At 43.8% G+C, this 14,771-nt stretch carries 12 protein-coding genes, 1 pseudogene and 2 riboswitches; of the genes and pseudogenes, 4 read left to right on the plus strand and 9 right to left on the minus strand.

The genetic code is table 11. The features are described 5' to 3' along the window. Nucleotides 1–28 precede the first annotated feature (28 nt). The 3 genes and pseudogenes from opp4A (at nt 29) to FKV70_RS23030 (ending at nt 2,852) form a co-directional block, all read left to right on the plus strand. Nucleotides 29–1,849 carry an oligopeptide ABC transporter substrate-binding protein gene (gene opp4A, locus FKV70_RS23025; RefSeq protein WP_142614681.1) on the plus strand — a complete coding sequence of 607 codons (1,821 nt, stop codon included), beginning with the start codon at nt 29–31 and terminating at the stop codon, nt 1,847–1,849. A gap of 160 nt (nt 1,850–2,009) precedes the next feature. Then, a pseudogene (locus FKV70_RS26765) lies at nt 2,010–2,090 on the plus strand (LysR family transcriptional regulator); the annotation flags it as partial. Nucleotides 2,091–2,096: 6 nt separating this feature from the next. Beyond that, entirely contained in the window at nt 2,097–2,852 is a 756-nt protein-coding gene (locus FKV70_RS23030) for a LysR family transcriptional regulator substrate-binding protein (RefSeq protein WP_244310820.1), read from the plus strand. A gap of 26 nt (nt 2,853–2,878) precedes the next feature. Here the strand turns inward: FKV70_RS23030 and FKV70_RS23035 are convergent, their stop codons facing one another. From FKV70_RS23035 to FKV70_RS23050, 4 genes are all read right to left on the minus strand, one after another. Next, complete coding sequence (locus FKV70_RS23035; RefSeq protein ID WP_064796890.1) at nt 2,879–3,529, minus strand: amino acid ABC transporter permease; 651 nt, start codon at nt 3,527–3,529, stop codon at nt 2,879–2,881. 14 nt (nt 3,530–3,543) lie between these two features. After that, nucleotides 3,544–4,203 (minus strand): amino acid ABC transporter permease, encoded by a 660-nt coding sequence (locus FKV70_RS23040; RefSeq protein WP_142614682.1) that lies wholly within the window; start codon nt 4,201–4,203, stop codon nt 3,544–3,546. A 72-nt stretch (nt 4,204–4,275) separates the two neighbouring features. After that, on the minus strand, nt 4,276–5,106 hold the full coding sequence (locus FKV70_RS23045) for a transporter substrate-binding domain-containing protein (protein WP_142614683.1): 831 nt from the start codon (nt 5,104–5,106) through the stop codon (nt 4,276–4,278). 41 nt (nt 5,107–5,147) lie between these two features. Then, complete coding sequence (locus tag FKV70_RS23050; protein WP_142614684.1) at nt 5,148–5,930, minus strand: amino acid ABC transporter ATP-binding protein; 783 nt, start codon at nt 5,928–5,930, stop codon at nt 5,148–5,150. 285 nt (nt 5,931–6,215) lie between these two features. Between FKV70_RS23050 and FKV70_RS23055 the strand changes: the two genes are divergently transcribed. Then, the gene (locus tag FKV70_RS23055; protein ID WP_142614685.1) at nt 6,216–6,680 is read left to right on the plus strand and encodes a cupin domain-containing protein; all 465 of its coding nucleotides are present in this window, start codon (nt 6,216–6,218) and stop codon (nt 6,678–6,680) included. 78 nt (nt 6,681–6,758) lie between these two features. Here the strand turns inward: FKV70_RS23055 and FKV70_RS23060 are convergent, their stop codons facing one another. From FKV70_RS23060 to FKV70_RS23080, 5 genes are all read right to left on the minus strand, one after another. Then, nucleotides 6,759–7,361, minus strand: coding sequence for a GGDEF domain-containing protein (locus FKV70_RS23060; RefSeq protein ID WP_244310821.1), 603 nt, complete (start codon nt 7,359–7,361; stop codon nt 6,759–6,761). A gap of 150 nt (nt 7,362–7,511) precedes the next feature. After that, a complete protein-coding gene (locus FKV70_RS23065) occupies nt 7,512–8,162 on the minus strand; it encodes a class D sortase (RefSeq protein ID WP_244310822.1) in 651 nt (216 codons plus the stop codon). 106 nt (nt 8,163–8,268) lie between these two features. Further along, the gene (locus FKV70_RS23070; RefSeq protein ID WP_142614687.1) at nt 8,269–11,850 is read right to left on the minus strand and encodes a collagen binding domain-containing protein; all 3,582 of its coding nucleotides are present in this window, start codon (nt 11,848–11,850) and stop codon (nt 8,269–8,271) included. A gap of 357 nt (nt 11,851–12,207) precedes the next feature. Next, nucleotides 12,208–13,017, minus strand: a complete 810-nt coding sequence (locus FKV70_RS23075) for a transglutaminase-like domain-containing protein (protein ID WP_244310823.1) — start codon at nt 13,015–13,017, stop codon at nt 12,208–12,210. A 12-nt stretch (nt 13,018–13,029) separates the two neighbouring features. Further along, nucleotides 13,030–13,111, minus strand: a riboswitch (cyclic di-GMP riboswitch). Nucleotides 13,112–13,151: 40 nt separating this feature from the next. Then, nucleotides 13,152–13,230, minus strand: a riboswitch (cyclic di-GMP riboswitch). Nucleotides 13,231–13,337: 107 nt separating this feature from the next. After that, nucleotides 13,338–14,213 (minus strand): AraC family transcriptional regulator, encoded by an 876-nt coding sequence (locus tag FKV70_RS23080; RefSeq protein ID WP_142614688.1) that lies wholly within the window; start codon nt 14,211–14,213, stop codon nt 13,338–13,340. Nucleotides 14,214–14,771 lie beyond the last annotated feature (558 nt).

Below are 14,771 nucleotides of genomic sequence, written 5' to 3' on the forward strand. Positions count from 1 at the left end.
TAAGGACAACAACAAGGAGGGGTTTACAATGGTTAAACACTGGAAAAAAGGAATTCTGCCTGTTCTATCTGCTATTTTGACGCTTTCTTTGGCCGCATGCAGCGGCTCGCCTTCCGCTTCGAATGGTGCAAAATCGTCTGACGGTACAGGTGGAACAGGGACCGACAGCAAGCAGGTGAATACGACGGCGCTGGCAAAGGCGGTCAAGAACGATAAAACCCCCATTAAGGGCGGCATCATCAATTATGCGCTTGTATCCGATACCCCTTTTGAAGGGATTCTGAATCCTGTATTTTATGATGGAAATCCGGATTTTGAGGTCTTCCAGTTTTTCTACCCTTCCCTGTTTTCGATTGATTCCAATCTGAATATTGATGATAAAGGAGCGGCGACGATTTCCTTTTCCGCAGACAATAAGGCAGTGACTGTCAAAATTGATCCCAAATTGAACTGGACGGACGGTAATCCCGTAACGGCAGAGGACTATGCTTTTTCCTATGAAGTGATCGGTCACAAAGACTATGAAGGTCCACGTTATGATAGCTTTATGACCAATATTGTGGGGATGGAAGATTATCATGCAGGTAAAGCCAAAACGATTTCAGGCATCGAGGTGCTGAATGAGAAAGAGGTTACGATTCATTTCAAGGAACCTAATCCTTCCGTAAAGTCGGGACTTTGGTCCACACCACTGGAGAAGAAGGTGTTTCAAAACATTCCCGTAAAGGATATGGCCGGATCTGATCCTGTCCGTAAACATCCGATTGGCTATGGACCGTTCAAAATTAAATCTATGGTCACAGGTGAGTCTGTGGAATTCGTTAAAAATGAAGATTATTTCCACGGTGCGCCCAAGTTGGATGGCCTTCATCTGAAGGTGGTGAATCCGAATGTCATTACCGAGGCGTTAAAAAGCGGAGAAATCGACTGGGGCAGCTATCCAACCACCCGTTACAACGAGGCCAGCAATCCGAAAAATGTACAGTTTCTCGGTCAGGAGGAATTATCGTATAGCTATGTAGGCTTTAAGCTGGGCAAATTCGATCAGGCCAAGAATCTAAATATTATGGACCCGAATGCCAAACTGGCAAACAAGTCATTGCGTCAGGCCCTTGGCTATGCGCTGAATAATGAGCAGGTTGGCAAGCAGCTCTATCATGGGCTTCGGATTCCTGCCACATCCTTGATCCCACCTGCTTTCAAGGGATACCACGATGTGCATGCGAAGGGCATCGCGTATGATCCAGACAAGGCGAAAAGGCTGCTGGACGAGGCGGGATATGTGGATACCAATGGAGATGGATACCGTGAGGACCCTAAGGGTAAGGAATTGGTTCTCCATTATGCAGCAATGAGCGGGGATGCGACAGCCGAATCGCTGGCCAAGTTTTATTTGCAAAACTGGAAGGATGTCGGGCTTCATGTCGAGCTAGTGGATGGTCGTCTGCTGGAGTTCAATTCCTTCTATGATCGTGTGCAGAAGGATGACCCCGGCATTGATATTTTTGGTGGCGCATGGAGTACAGGTACAGATGTAGACCCTAGTGGGCTGTATGGACGCGGAGCCAGCTTTAACTACTCACGCTTTACGAGCGAAGAGAATGATAAGTTGTTGCGGGAAGGTGTGTCTGTGAAAGCCTTTGACGACAATTATCGTAAAGATATATACAATCAGTGGCAGGCGTATATGAGCGAGGAGGCTCCTATTGTACCCACATTATTCCGTTACTCGCTGGAGGCATTAAATCATCGGGTAGCCAATTACGATATTACCCGTGGTAAGGAGTACGATGCAGACGCGTTTGCGAATATTTCGTTGACTTCGGAAAAAGCAGAAGTAGATCAATAATCTAAAAAAGCGCCTTAACTTGATGAAGAAGCGCGAACCGGAATGTTCCGAACTCGCGCTTCTTTTAAACTTTTCATGACATCATTCTGGGGATTCTCGAAGGGAGAGAAGGAAGACGGAAATACGTCAGCTTCAATACTTCATAGCCGTATGCGAGGAACTGCATTTTACGAAGGCTTCGGAAAAGATTGGCATTTCCCAACCCACGCTTAGCTTGCAAATTAAGGCGCTGGAAGAGGAATTGGGTATGACGCTCTTTGACCGTGCAGGCAAGAAAATTAAAATGACAGATGCCGGGAAACTGCTGTTGCAACACAGTGCCCATGCGCTCAAGGGATTACAGCAAGCGAAGGCTTCCATTGAGGAGTTGCGTACCGAGCAGCGCGGGAGTTTACGGATTGGTATCGCATTACCGGAATTGGAAGAGCCATTGCAAGAGATGCTTGCCCATTTCCATCGGTCATTTCCTAAAATCAGCTTGCACATCTGTCCATCCTTTGATGTAACAGAACAGCTGCTGGATAACCGTGTGGACGTTGGTATCACACTACACTCAGGTACAGATGACAGGCTTGTCCAGCTTCCACTTCGCACAGAGAGTTACTGTCTTATTGTCCCGGTAAATCATGCATTTTCTAATCGCTCTTCCCTTATGCTGGACGAATTGAGGCATCTACCTTGGGCGATGCAGCCAGATTGTCATCCCGGAAGGAGGCTGATTGAAAAGTGCTTCCGTGATCGCGGGTATGCCTTTACAACCGTCTTGGAGACAAATTCTATACCTTCCATCCTGAACTGGGTGCGGGAGGGACTTGCCGCAACCATACAGACGGAGTCCCTAGCAGCAGAACTGGATCGTTCACATTTTTGCAATGTACCTATTTTGCGTGGCGTGTCCCAAGGTCAGCTAGAGTTGATTTATCGGTCTGACCGTTATCAAGGAGAAGCAATGAAGCGATTGATTGAACAGATACAAGCTGAATTAACAGAGCGTTCCAACTAGTGGCAACCTGATGAGTACCATGAGCTTTAATGTGTGCGAACCTCCAGCCTGCGTGCAATCAGTGACATACTGTAATTGACGGCAAAGTACAGGGAAGCGGCGAACAGCAGAGCAGGAATGACAAAGGATTGATTTTGTCCACCGACGATCTGAATGTTATGCGTCAGCTCCGGCAAACTGATAATGACAGCCAGTGAAGTATCCTTGAATAGGGAAATGAACTGGCTGACAATGGGAGGCACCATGCGACGGAGCGCTTGGGGCAGAATGATATGCCATAAGGTTTGAGAATAGCTTAGACCGGAGGAACGTGCGGCTTCCAGCTGTCCTTTATGGACCGAATTCAGACCGCTGCGCACAATCTCGGCAATCATGGCTCCCTCGAAGATCGACAGTCCTGTAATGGCTGCCCATTTGAGGGAAATCGAAAATCCGATGGATGGCAAAACCATACCGATGAAGAAAATAATGAGCAATAAGGGCAGGTTGCGAATCAGATCAATGATAAAGGCTGCAACCTGTGAAAGGACGAGTATACGGGTATAGCGCAGGATACCGAACACAATACCGAGAGCGAAGCTGAATAGGATAGCGTAAATGGCGACCTCCAGTGTGAGCAGGAAGCCCTCCAGTATAAAACGCACATTAGGCCATACAAACAATCCACCGAAATCCATACGGGCTTCCCTCCTTAGGATGTTTTGGACAAGCGTCGCTCCATATATAGCACGAGAAAGCTGAGCGGAACCGTCAATACAAGATACAGCAGTGCCGTGATCGCATAGACTGTGATGGGCAGGAAGGTATCTGAGTTAATGAGATCCGAGTAATACATGAGATCCAGTCCAGCCACAATCGCCAGCACGGAAGAGTTTTTAACCAAATTGATGAATTGATTGCCGATCGCAGGCAGTACAATTTTAATGGCTTGCGGTAAAATAATGCTGATCATCGTCTGGTTGTAATTCAGCCCGGAGGACCTTGCCGCTTCAAATTGTCCTTTAGGTACAGATTGAATGCCAGCACGTATAGCTTCTGCAATAAAAGAAGCTGTGTACACAGTCAACCCAAGGGTGCCAGATATAAAGCCGTCCAAGGGGATGCCTAAAGTGGGCAGACCGAGATAAAAAAACAGCACGACGATCAGCAATGGAATATTGCGAATGACCTCTATATAGACAGTACCGACCCAGTTTAACCATTTAAAAGGTGCAATTCGGAAGATGGCAATGATAGCCCCCAGAATAAAGCTTCCGATCAAGGCAATGACACTAGCTTGAACGGTATGAAGCAAGCCTTCTCTGAAGCGGTCACCATGATCGAAAAGTACGTTGATATCAAAAGTAAGCATCTACGGATATACCTCCTTTTCCCTTAACTAAGAAAGGAAGGAGCACGCATTCGCGGCTCCTTCATAAGTTCCTTATTCGGGCTTAACCCCAAACCATTGTTCGTGGAGCTTATCGTATTCACCGCTGCTTTTCAGTTCCTTGATCGTATCATTAATGGCTTGTAGTAGTTCGGTTTGCCCCTTTTTCACTGCAATGCCGTAGGGTTCCTCTGTGAAGTTTCCGCCTACTAGGGTATAATTCGGATCTTGCTGCTGCATGCCAAGCAGAATAGAGTTATCGGTCGTCAGCGCTTGCCCTTTGCCTGCCTTGAGGGCATTGAAGGCATCCTGATAGTTTTCAAATTCCAATATCGTTGCATTGGGTGCCTTTTCGCGGATATTTTTTGCAGAGGTAGAGCCTTTAACAGCGAGCACCTTGGTGTCGGGAGTCAGGGACTCCAGACCTGTGATCGGGCTTCCCTTTTTCACGAGCAGGGATTGCCCTGCATTAAAGTAGACATCGCTGAAATCGACCTGTTTTTTGCGTTCATCCGAAATGGTCATCGTGGCGATAATAGCGTCGATGTCCCCGTTTTGCAGTAGGGTGATTCGTGTTTTGGATGTAACTTCCTTGAGTTCAAGCTTGGTTTCATCACCAAAAATATGCTTGGCAACAGCCTTGGCGATGTCGACATCAAAGCCCTCGACTTTCCCGCTAGCGGGGTCCTTTAGTCCGAACAGCTTGGTGTCGTACTTCACTCCAACGACCAGTTTGCCACGCTGTTTGATAGCCTCCAGCCCATTGGAAGCTGCTGCCTCATTTACAGACGTTGCTGCTTCTTGCTTGCCTCCACAGCCGGCCAAGACGAGCAGACAGGATAACACAACCAGCATTAAAGTACTCCACTGAAATCTTTTTCTCATAAGAACGATCCCCTTTCGATTTCATTCTATTGGTAGTCTGTTTAATGATGAATCAGACGGCTCAGGAACAGGCGAGCCCGTTCTTCACCCGGATTTTGAAAAAACTCAGCAGGTTGACTGTCTTCCAAAATCTGCCCTTTGTCCATAAAAATAACGCGATCCGCTACTTCACGGGCAAAGCCCATTTCATGAGTGACGATGACCATTGTGATGCCCTGATGGGCAAGCGAGCGCATGACATCCAGTACCTCTCCGATCGTTTCGGGGTCCAAGGCTGAAGTCGGCTCATCAAACAGCATAATTTTCGGATTCATGGCGAGTCCACGGGCGATTGCAACCCGCTGCTGCTGTCCACCGGACAATTGGGCGGGGTAGCTCTGTGCCTTTTCCTCGATTCCGACACGTTTCAGATAGGTGAGGGCAGTTTGAATAGCTTCTTCCTTCGGGATGCCCAGCACCTTCATCGGTGCCAGTACAATATTCTCAATCACCTTTTTGTGGGGATACAGATTGAAATGTTGGAACACCATCCCGATATTGCGGCGGAAGGCGTTAATATCAATCTTTTTGTCATGTACAGGGACCTCATTAACGATCAGTTCCCCATCAGATATCGTTTCCAGACGATTGATGCAGCGGAGCAGGGTGCTTTTACCCGAGCCGGAGGGACCGATGATGACAACGACCTCGCCCTCCTTAATCTGAAGATTGATGTCTTTAAGTACATGAAAGTGACCGTAATGCTTGTTGACATTGCGAAATTGGATCAGAGAGCTCACCCCTTTTTTTGTCTTGGATACATCGCTTTGCAGACAGACTGACATGATGTAGTTCTATTAGAATTTTAAAAATTTCTCTCATGATACTATAAGCTTACAATAAAAAACAAGATTTTATGTCAATAAACTTAACGTAAAATACGTTTTTGGCTGTTTTTTTACTAGTTATTTGTTATTTATATGATGAAAATGAGTATATATCCACAATTTAATGTTATATAATTTGACATTAAATATGAAACCTCGACATACAGAGGGAGAAACGTGACAAAAGCAGCGCTATGTTTTACAGTAGGGGAGAAGGAATTTAGGGTAAAGGAAGGATAGACAATGACGAAAGCTATTTCACCGCTAGTCACGGCATTGGGCATGGAGCCCCATCCAGAAGGCGGCTGGTACAAAGAGATGTGGAAGGCCAATTTTCAAATTCCGAAGCCTGTATTGCCGGATGTGTATTCCGGTCCGCGCTTTGCAGCTTCGTCTACGTATTTCTTGCTGCATCCGGGTGAGTTCTCCGAGTGGCATGTGGTCCATTCTGATGAGCTGTGGCTGTACCATAGCGGAAGCCCTATAGAGTTGAAATTGGGTGGAAGCGGAGAAGAGCCTGGCGAAGAAACAATAATTATCGTCGGTGCAGATGTGGAGGCAGGACAGCATCCACAAGCACTTGTACCGGGAACAGTATGGCAAACAGCACGCCCCCTGGGGGATGAGCCTGTATTGGTAACCTGTGTTGTTGCACCAGGCTTCCACTTTGATGATTTCAAGCTGATTGCAAAAGGTAAGGTGGAGTAGGAATTTTTTTCGGCGGGTGTAATCTTGGTTAACCAAGACTTACCCGCCTGATTTTATGTTATGGTATCTTTGTTAGTGTTAGAAGGTTGCTGTTTGTTGTATACCTTGGATCTTTGTTTTTTTTCGAAAACAAGCCGCAAGCTTCATCACTCGTGCCGTACCATATGATCTGACGTTTGGCCTCTTTTTGATCCTCTCGTATACAGCATAGCAGTTTCTCCCCATTTCTTTCGCTTGGTACATGGCAATATCGGCCTCTTTCAGTAAAGAAGGCAGAGTCTTTTTGGGAGAAGGATGCATAGTAATACCAATGCTTCCTGTAACTTGAAGATTGATTCCCTGGATATTATAAGGAGCACTGATTTTTTGCAGCAGCAGCTCTGCCAGAACTGTGACTTGATCGGCATCATAATCCTTCATAATGAGTAGAAATTCATCACCACCGATTCGAAAAGCTTTCTGATTGGAGTTTGTTACCTGGAGTAAATGATCGCTTACTCGTCTGAGCAGTTTATCACCGATTTGATGTCCATATGTGTCATTAATGGCTTTGAATCCATCCAGATCAAGATACATAATAGCAAAGCCCTCTTTGCCGTTGCTTCGTTTCCAAAATAGCTCAAGTGCATTCCGATTGAATAGACCCGTTACAGGGTCCTGATAGGCAAGTTTCCGCAGCAAATTTCTTTCCATCATCACAGAATGTAAAAAAATTAACGTATATATCCACAACGCCAAAGTTAGGCCTATTAGAAGTAAGGCTGTTAAAGATATACTCAATGGGGTCACCACCAATATAGTTTATAGGTTATTCCGCTTCTATTAGCGGCATTAGGTCAGTTGTCTGGCATGAACGATGAGTCGATGTGTCGGATTTACAAGAGGATCACAGGTAATTAATGTGAGGAGTTTTTGTTTTTTGATGCTTTTTAAAACGGAGACATTTGAAGGAGTGACGACTGAAATGTTGTAGACCTTGTATACGTATTTTTCACCCCGAGTGTGAATTAGAATCTGATCTCCGATTTTCACCTCATTAAGCCGGTTAAATAAACGTCCAGTTGTTCGTGAGCGATGAGCGGCTATGGCAGCATTCCCCACCTGGCCGAGTGTCCCAGTTTCCGACATATGTACGGCTGCATATCTCATATGCTGTTGGGTCGCACCTTCGAGTACAGGAAGTTCCAGCCCGATACGATCAATCTGGATTGTAGCGATTGGGGCTTGCTCTGAAGCCGACGATGGGGGAGTGGCTTGTGACAATTGTGGCCCATCCGCTGCTGCAGCATTTGTCAGCCAATTGGACAAATTTGTATAGCCTTTAATCATTTCGGGGGTCAGTGTCGATGTATCTGTATTTGATAATGATTCGGCTTCCTGTAATAGCTCTTGTTGCTTTTGATCTTCCAACCATTCATTAGCGGTAGGAAATAACATGATGATGATTCCTAACATGATGCTCACGTACGCCAGCTTACGCAATTGAAAAGCCTCCTAATACAGTAATCCATAGATCGGACATGTAAAATAATTCCCCTTCTCGCAAATGATGAGCTGAGAAGGGGGATTTTTGATTATAAAATGTTATTTATTTTTTATGCGTTCGTCTATAACCCAGATAGGCCCCCAGAAGAATTAAGAACATGCCACTTACATAGAAGGGAGCAGGACTGTTTTCTCCAGTCTTTGGCAATGTATCCACCTTGGGTGTATGCCCCGGGTCACTTGGATCTTCTGGTTTTTCTGCCGGTAGACGGATTACACCCTTAGGTATGGGATCTTCTTCGATCTTCACGGGCGGAGAAGGTTCCTGGTGAGGATCGGCTTCTGGTGTCTCAGGTTGCACCCCTGGTTCAGCGGGGGGTTGCGCCTCTGGTTCTACAGGTGGTTGTTCAATAACCGGAACGCCCAACGGAACATCCTCATCCTCGATAATTTGCGGATCTTCGGTTGTTACGGGTGTAACAGGCGTCACCGGAGGTTCAGTTATTTCAGGGTCCTTATCATGTTTTTTGCCTGAGCCCGGATTCGTAGGTGTACCTGGATTCGTAGGTGTACCCGGATCGGTAGGTGTACCTGGGTTTGTAGGTGTACCTGGACCCGGATCAACCGGAGTGTCCTTTTTGTTAGTGATTACGATTTGTTTAATGCCTGAACTTTGTTTGATGGTTGCATCTATTTTGATTTCTGTTTTTAGGGCTGTTATTTTGTAGCCTTCAGGAGCAGCAAGCTCTTCCAAAATGTAGTCATCATAACTCAATGAAGAGAATACAATCTTCCCGTCCGAATTGGTAGTTTGGACAAGAGGTGCTCTTTTCTGCTCCTTGTCATAGAGTGCAAAACGGGCCCCGGGCAGTACCTTATTGTGATCGTCCTCATCAACTTTGGTAATCTCCAAACTTCCCGTCACTCCTCCTCCTGATCCCGAACCAGAGGATGTGCGTACGATAATTTCTTTGCTTGTTTCCCTGGTTTCGGTGGTCAAACGATCACCCTCGAAATTAACCTTATTGCTCACTTTCGCCTTGTCTTCAGCTTGAAGAAAGGATTGATATTCCAAAATATAACCCGATGATATAGCTTTCGTGAAAGCAAGCTCAAAGGATTGCTGGCCTTGGGCAGTCGTTGTTATTTTTAGCATATAATCCTGATCCTTGACTAACTCCGTGTCCTTGACAGCTTCTCCGTTGGCAGACACTCTGGTGGAGTATAGATGGAAGGAGTCTTCAATCAGAATTTGATTATTGCTAGGCATATCCACGATCTTCGCGTTGGAGACATGGGATTGCCCTTCATTGATATGGATGTTCCAGTCGATTTTATTTCCATTCTGAGCACCGGACTTTGTCACGTATTCTCCACCGTGGGGTACAGATACCTTGGCAGCCCATTCCGAATCTACATTTTTTCCATCCATAAGCAGAGCGTTATTGTTAATCTCTTTATCAATAAGCTCTCCCTCCAATGTTGTCTGGAAAGTGACCCAGTAAGGAGAGTTAATGGACTGGTTAAACTGGATATTCAGTTCGTTGTTGTTAGCGGCGGAAGGTAAAACCAGAGTATATTGGCTCGAAGGTACTTCGGCCCCTTTCTGTACGCCATTCCACCATCCAAGCAGAGTCATATCGTATACCTTAACAGAATTTGGGACCAACTTTTGGCCCTGTAACAAGGTATCTCTAATCTCAGCATGATTGAGAGTTTTGCGGTTGTAGTTGGCCTTGATATCCCATGTAATTTGCTTGGAGCTGGCATTGTAACTACCTGACTTAGCCCCGTTTTTCTGGGTCATATTGTCCGGCCATAATCGAGCTTCGGCCTCTGCGGTTTGTGTTGTTCCGTTGTATAACCAAGTGATAGAGGCTTTGTTCCAAAAATCCGGCTTGGTTTTGTCGATTTTCCATTCGTTATTAAATGTAGTTGTATAGTTGATGGTATACGTATCTTGAATCTTTTTATGAAAACGGATAGTGAACCCTTTTTTGTAATCTAGCGTAAGAGGGATCAGTTCGTAGTCTGCCGGTGATGTTAGTGTTGTTTTTCCGTCCGCGCTTTGGATCTTCAATGTGTTCGGCAATAAGGCCAGACCGCCATTCGGGAAGACATCGTCAATAACGACTTGATCCATTGTATACTTATCTTGATTAATGGAAATGACCCAAGGAATCGTTTTAGTGTTATAGTTCGGTTCCTTATAGCCCTTGGTGATAATTATACTTTTTAGCTCTGTGGTGGTTTCTTTTGTTACTCCGTCAGACGTTACACTGTTCGTTATTTTACTATTTTTGACTACACGATCTATAGCCTTTGTTTGATAACGAATGGTATACGGAGCGTCAATATCCGTATTGAAAAGCAGATTGAAACCATTGGTACCACGATCGTCAGTAACTAGGGTGACGCTGTATTCTGATGTAGGGAGCTCATCCTGTGTATCCCCTTTAAACACTTTAAGTGAATCTATGATGAGTTGTTGGCTGTTATTAAAACGGTCACTCAACGCTGCTTTAGCTGCAGGGATTTTTTTGTTGGCAAAATTATATTTGATTGCCCATGAGATCGTTTGTGTGACGGGGTCGTATTTCTCCACTTTTTTGCTTAAAAAATCCCCGCGTTGAACAGTGACTGTAGCCGTTGCAGAGGCGTCCTTCACATTATCCCCTGAAAAAGTGGCTGTATTGGAGAAACGAGTATCCTCGCTTGTTATGTTCGTGGAGTATTGAATACGGTAGGCACTGTTAATACTCTCGTCGTTAAAGCGGATTTTGAAGCCTGATACAGCCGGATCAGTCTCAACTGTATACTTATCTACACTAACAGTGTCCCCCAGCACGGTGGTTCCGTTCACATTAATTTGTAAATGATTTACCCGGATGGAGTCCTTGACTAGTTCCAGTCCTTGGGGAGTTGGGTCGGTTACTACAGCGTGTTTGATAGGGTCCAAGTGTTTATTTACGTCAACCGTCCAATGGATCTGATTTTTCCCATCAAACTTTCCTTGTTTCTCCATAGTAGGACCAGCTGCAGGCTTAATATTTACGATAGCCGTTTGCTCGCCGCCTTTGATTGGGATCGCAATAACAACTTGTGTACTGCCTTTTTCTATTTGTGTGCTAAATTCAGTTTTGATCTCCAGCTTACCGCTGACATTAGAGTGGCTTTCTACGTAATCATTAAATGTCATAACCACTTTACCTTGTCGGTCTACGGTAAAATGGCCTACTTCTCCATCTGTATTCGTCAAAGGAGACGTAATATCTGTGTAAATTTGAAATTGTTCGGGTAATTGAAAGGTAAAGGTGTCTCCAGCTTTATACGCATGGTTCGGCAGTTCCCATTCATAGCCTAAATGGATGGCGGAACCAATATCAATACGGCTATCGGGATTATACACTGCATCAATAACAGTTCCTGTAGAATCTGTAAGGGTTAGCTTGGTTAAAATACTTTCCTGAGTTGCCCTAACTTCAGAAGTTGAGCCCGCAGTTGGGATGTTAATCGGCTCTGAGGGCATTGGATAAACATCGCTAGTCACACTCTGAACCGGATCGGTTCCAAGGGTCACTGGCAGAGTAGAGTCGGGATTTTGTGCATAGACTTGTGTGGTGCTGAGCAGACACTGCAAAAAGAGCAATAACGCAACCGTTGCTGCATTCCATTTTTTTCTCATACGGTAAACAAATCTCCTATTCTTAAAATACTCTTATTTAACGGCTAATGGTTATTCCTTCGAGGGCGAGAGAACTGTATTTATATATTCATCATTCATTCATATGATGCTATGTTAGCCGCATTAATACTTAGTGAAAATTTGTGGAAATTCATATTCGGGTGTGAAACTCCTCCTTTTGTCTCGAAATTAGGATCATGGTTAGAGATCTCATTGTCTTTCTGGACTAGAATACATGCCACATCTCAACAATTTCTCAACAAGGATCGAAAAAGAGCCTTGATCATGTGATCAAGGCTCTTCAGGAAATATAGCTCTATTTCTTATTTTTAAAAATATGAATTAAAAACATTGATATTAATATTGCTTTGTTTTAATGTATTTGGAGGGATCTTTGATCATTTCAAATTTTTGTTTACCCATATACAGTGCTGCGTCTACTGTAGTGTCTACGACCACCCACTGATTGTCGATGTAGACCTCATTCCAGGCATGGTAAGTGTCCACGTAGGAGGATTTGCCCATAACCAGCTTGGTTGGTACATCTACACTTCGCAACATAGCAGCCATCAGTGAAGCATAACCATAACAAATATCTTTTTGAGAGCTTAACGTACGATCAATTTGCGGCAGATAGTCAGTCGTTAAGGCAAAGGCCTGATTAGAATCATATTTGATATGACTAATTACATAGTCATAGATTTTTTGCAGCTTTTCGCGATCTGTTGTTGCGCCTTGGGTTAATTCCCGGGCTTTTTGAATCGCTTGATTCGTACCGCTCCAGTTAATATTTTGAACGGAATTGAGGTATACCGCTTTGCTATCGTTTAGATTTAACTCGATCGTATCTTGTCCTATTACTTTGTATTGATTACCACTCAGCTGTTCCAAAATACTGATGTTATAGTTCCCATTACCCATCTGGAGAGGAAATACTTCTTCGGACTTTCCGGGTGTTAGATTATAAGAGTATTTTTGCTCATCTTTGGCAACCAAAATTTTGGTTTTAACGTTAGATTTAACGGGGTAACGCACACTGACCGTCCCATGATTTACATTGTTTTGGTCCAACCATGCAACACTATCAGCAGCGTAAATTGTCGAATTTAAGAGAATTGCGGACAGTATGAAAAATAGGAGAAGTGTGGAAAATATCATTTTCCCCATAAAAAACTTCCTTTCGGTGGCCAGGCTGCCATCATCAATAGAAGGCCCTATAGCTTTGCGTCCCTGCCTTTCGACAGGTTTGCCATTTCGTATAAAGTTTTCGGGAAAAATAAGCACGACAAAAAGCCACTTCAACCGGTAGCTGGCTGCCATCATACAGAAGGCCCTGTAGCTTTGCGTCCTTGCCTTTCGACAAGTTTGCCATTTATCCTGAATAGCTTGTACTATTATTCTATCAGTTAGGTACTCTATTAGGCAAGTTTAAATCTCAAATTTTCGCTATTTATCGACAAAACAGGCTTGCAGAATATACATAAGACCTATTTTATTCGGTTTCCCCATTTTTTGCGATAGGAATGAGGCGTTTCTCCAATATGCTCTTTGAACAGATTGATAAAATGACTTGTGTTGGGAATGCCTACATACTGTGCAATATCCACAATAGCTACATCACTAGTTTTAAGCCAGCCTTGAGCAGCCGTGATACGAACATTAATAAGATACTCAATAGGGGAAAAGCCAACCTGTTTTTTAAAGTTTTTAGCCAGGTTGAACTTGTTTAGACCAAACATGTCTGCTAGCGAATCCAGCGTGATCCGTTCACAATAGGATTGATCCAGATATTGCTTTACCTTGCGCACCTCTGCAGTCCCATCTGAATTTGCATTGGGATTGCTGTAAGGGTGCTGTAGAATAATCGTTAATAACTCAACGATTATTTTGGATGAGAGTAGCTCAGAAGATAAGCTTCTTTCTGGCTGCACATGTAACAAGGTGCGCAGCTTGTCCAATACTACACTTGAATCCTGTACTGAAATTACAGGCTTATTGTGCTTATCGAACTGTTCGTAGAAATGGTCAATAAGATTGCCATTAAGGTTCACGCTAATAAACTCCCATGTCTTCTGACAGGAAGCTTTGTACTGTACATATTCTTCGCAATTAATAAAAAGCATATCATGAGGTTTCAATATATAATCCTTGCCCCGGTATTGCAATTCCCCTCTTCCGGACAGGGTAAAAAGGAGCAAAAAAGAGGTAAGCTTTTGCCGTTCCATTACATAAGCATCTGTTTTGAAATAGCCTATTTCCTGTATATAAAAGAGGGATTTTTTAGCGAAAGCAGAGGGTGTACATATAATTGCAACTGGATCTTCGCTCAAGACATACTGAGTATTTTTTTGGTTTGTTGTCATATCCAATTCCTTTACAAAAGAACAATTTTAGTAAGACAATTGTAGTTTGTTTCACGAATATCCTTTTAGAACCGGAGTTCCCATTTACAAAGGTTATTTTATCACATTAAAGTATATTCATGTATCGATTTGAGGCTATATAGTATATAACAAAATTAACCAGAAAGCACCTGTTTGAAAAGGACAGGGTCCTTCTGGAATTCATTTCTTAACTTCATGAAATGAAGGATAAAGTTAGGAAAATTAGTTTCCTCAATGCATATGTCATAGTCTTGCAATTCCACTTTTTGAGGTATATATCCTTTCGGTTTCAGGAAAATGGGACCATATTTCGACAAAATGATTCAAAGGGCTCATTTTGTTAGAAAATAGTTGTAGTTTTATTGTGGAGATATTATTCACGAAAATGTATGGATAAGTGTGGTTATGCGAACTCGATTTAAGCTAATGTGCAAATTTTAAATATCATGCAATTTGTTGACAAGAGAGTACAGCAACCTTTGGTATCTGTACAGGCAATGATATGATGGTACTACGGATGTAATGAAACAAATTTTA

The sequence above is a fragment of the Paenibacillus ottowii genome, from assembly GCF_006874425.1.
Classification (GTDB): Bacteria; Bacillota; Bacilli; order Paenibacillales; family Paenibacillaceae; genus Paenibacillus; species Paenibacillus ottowii.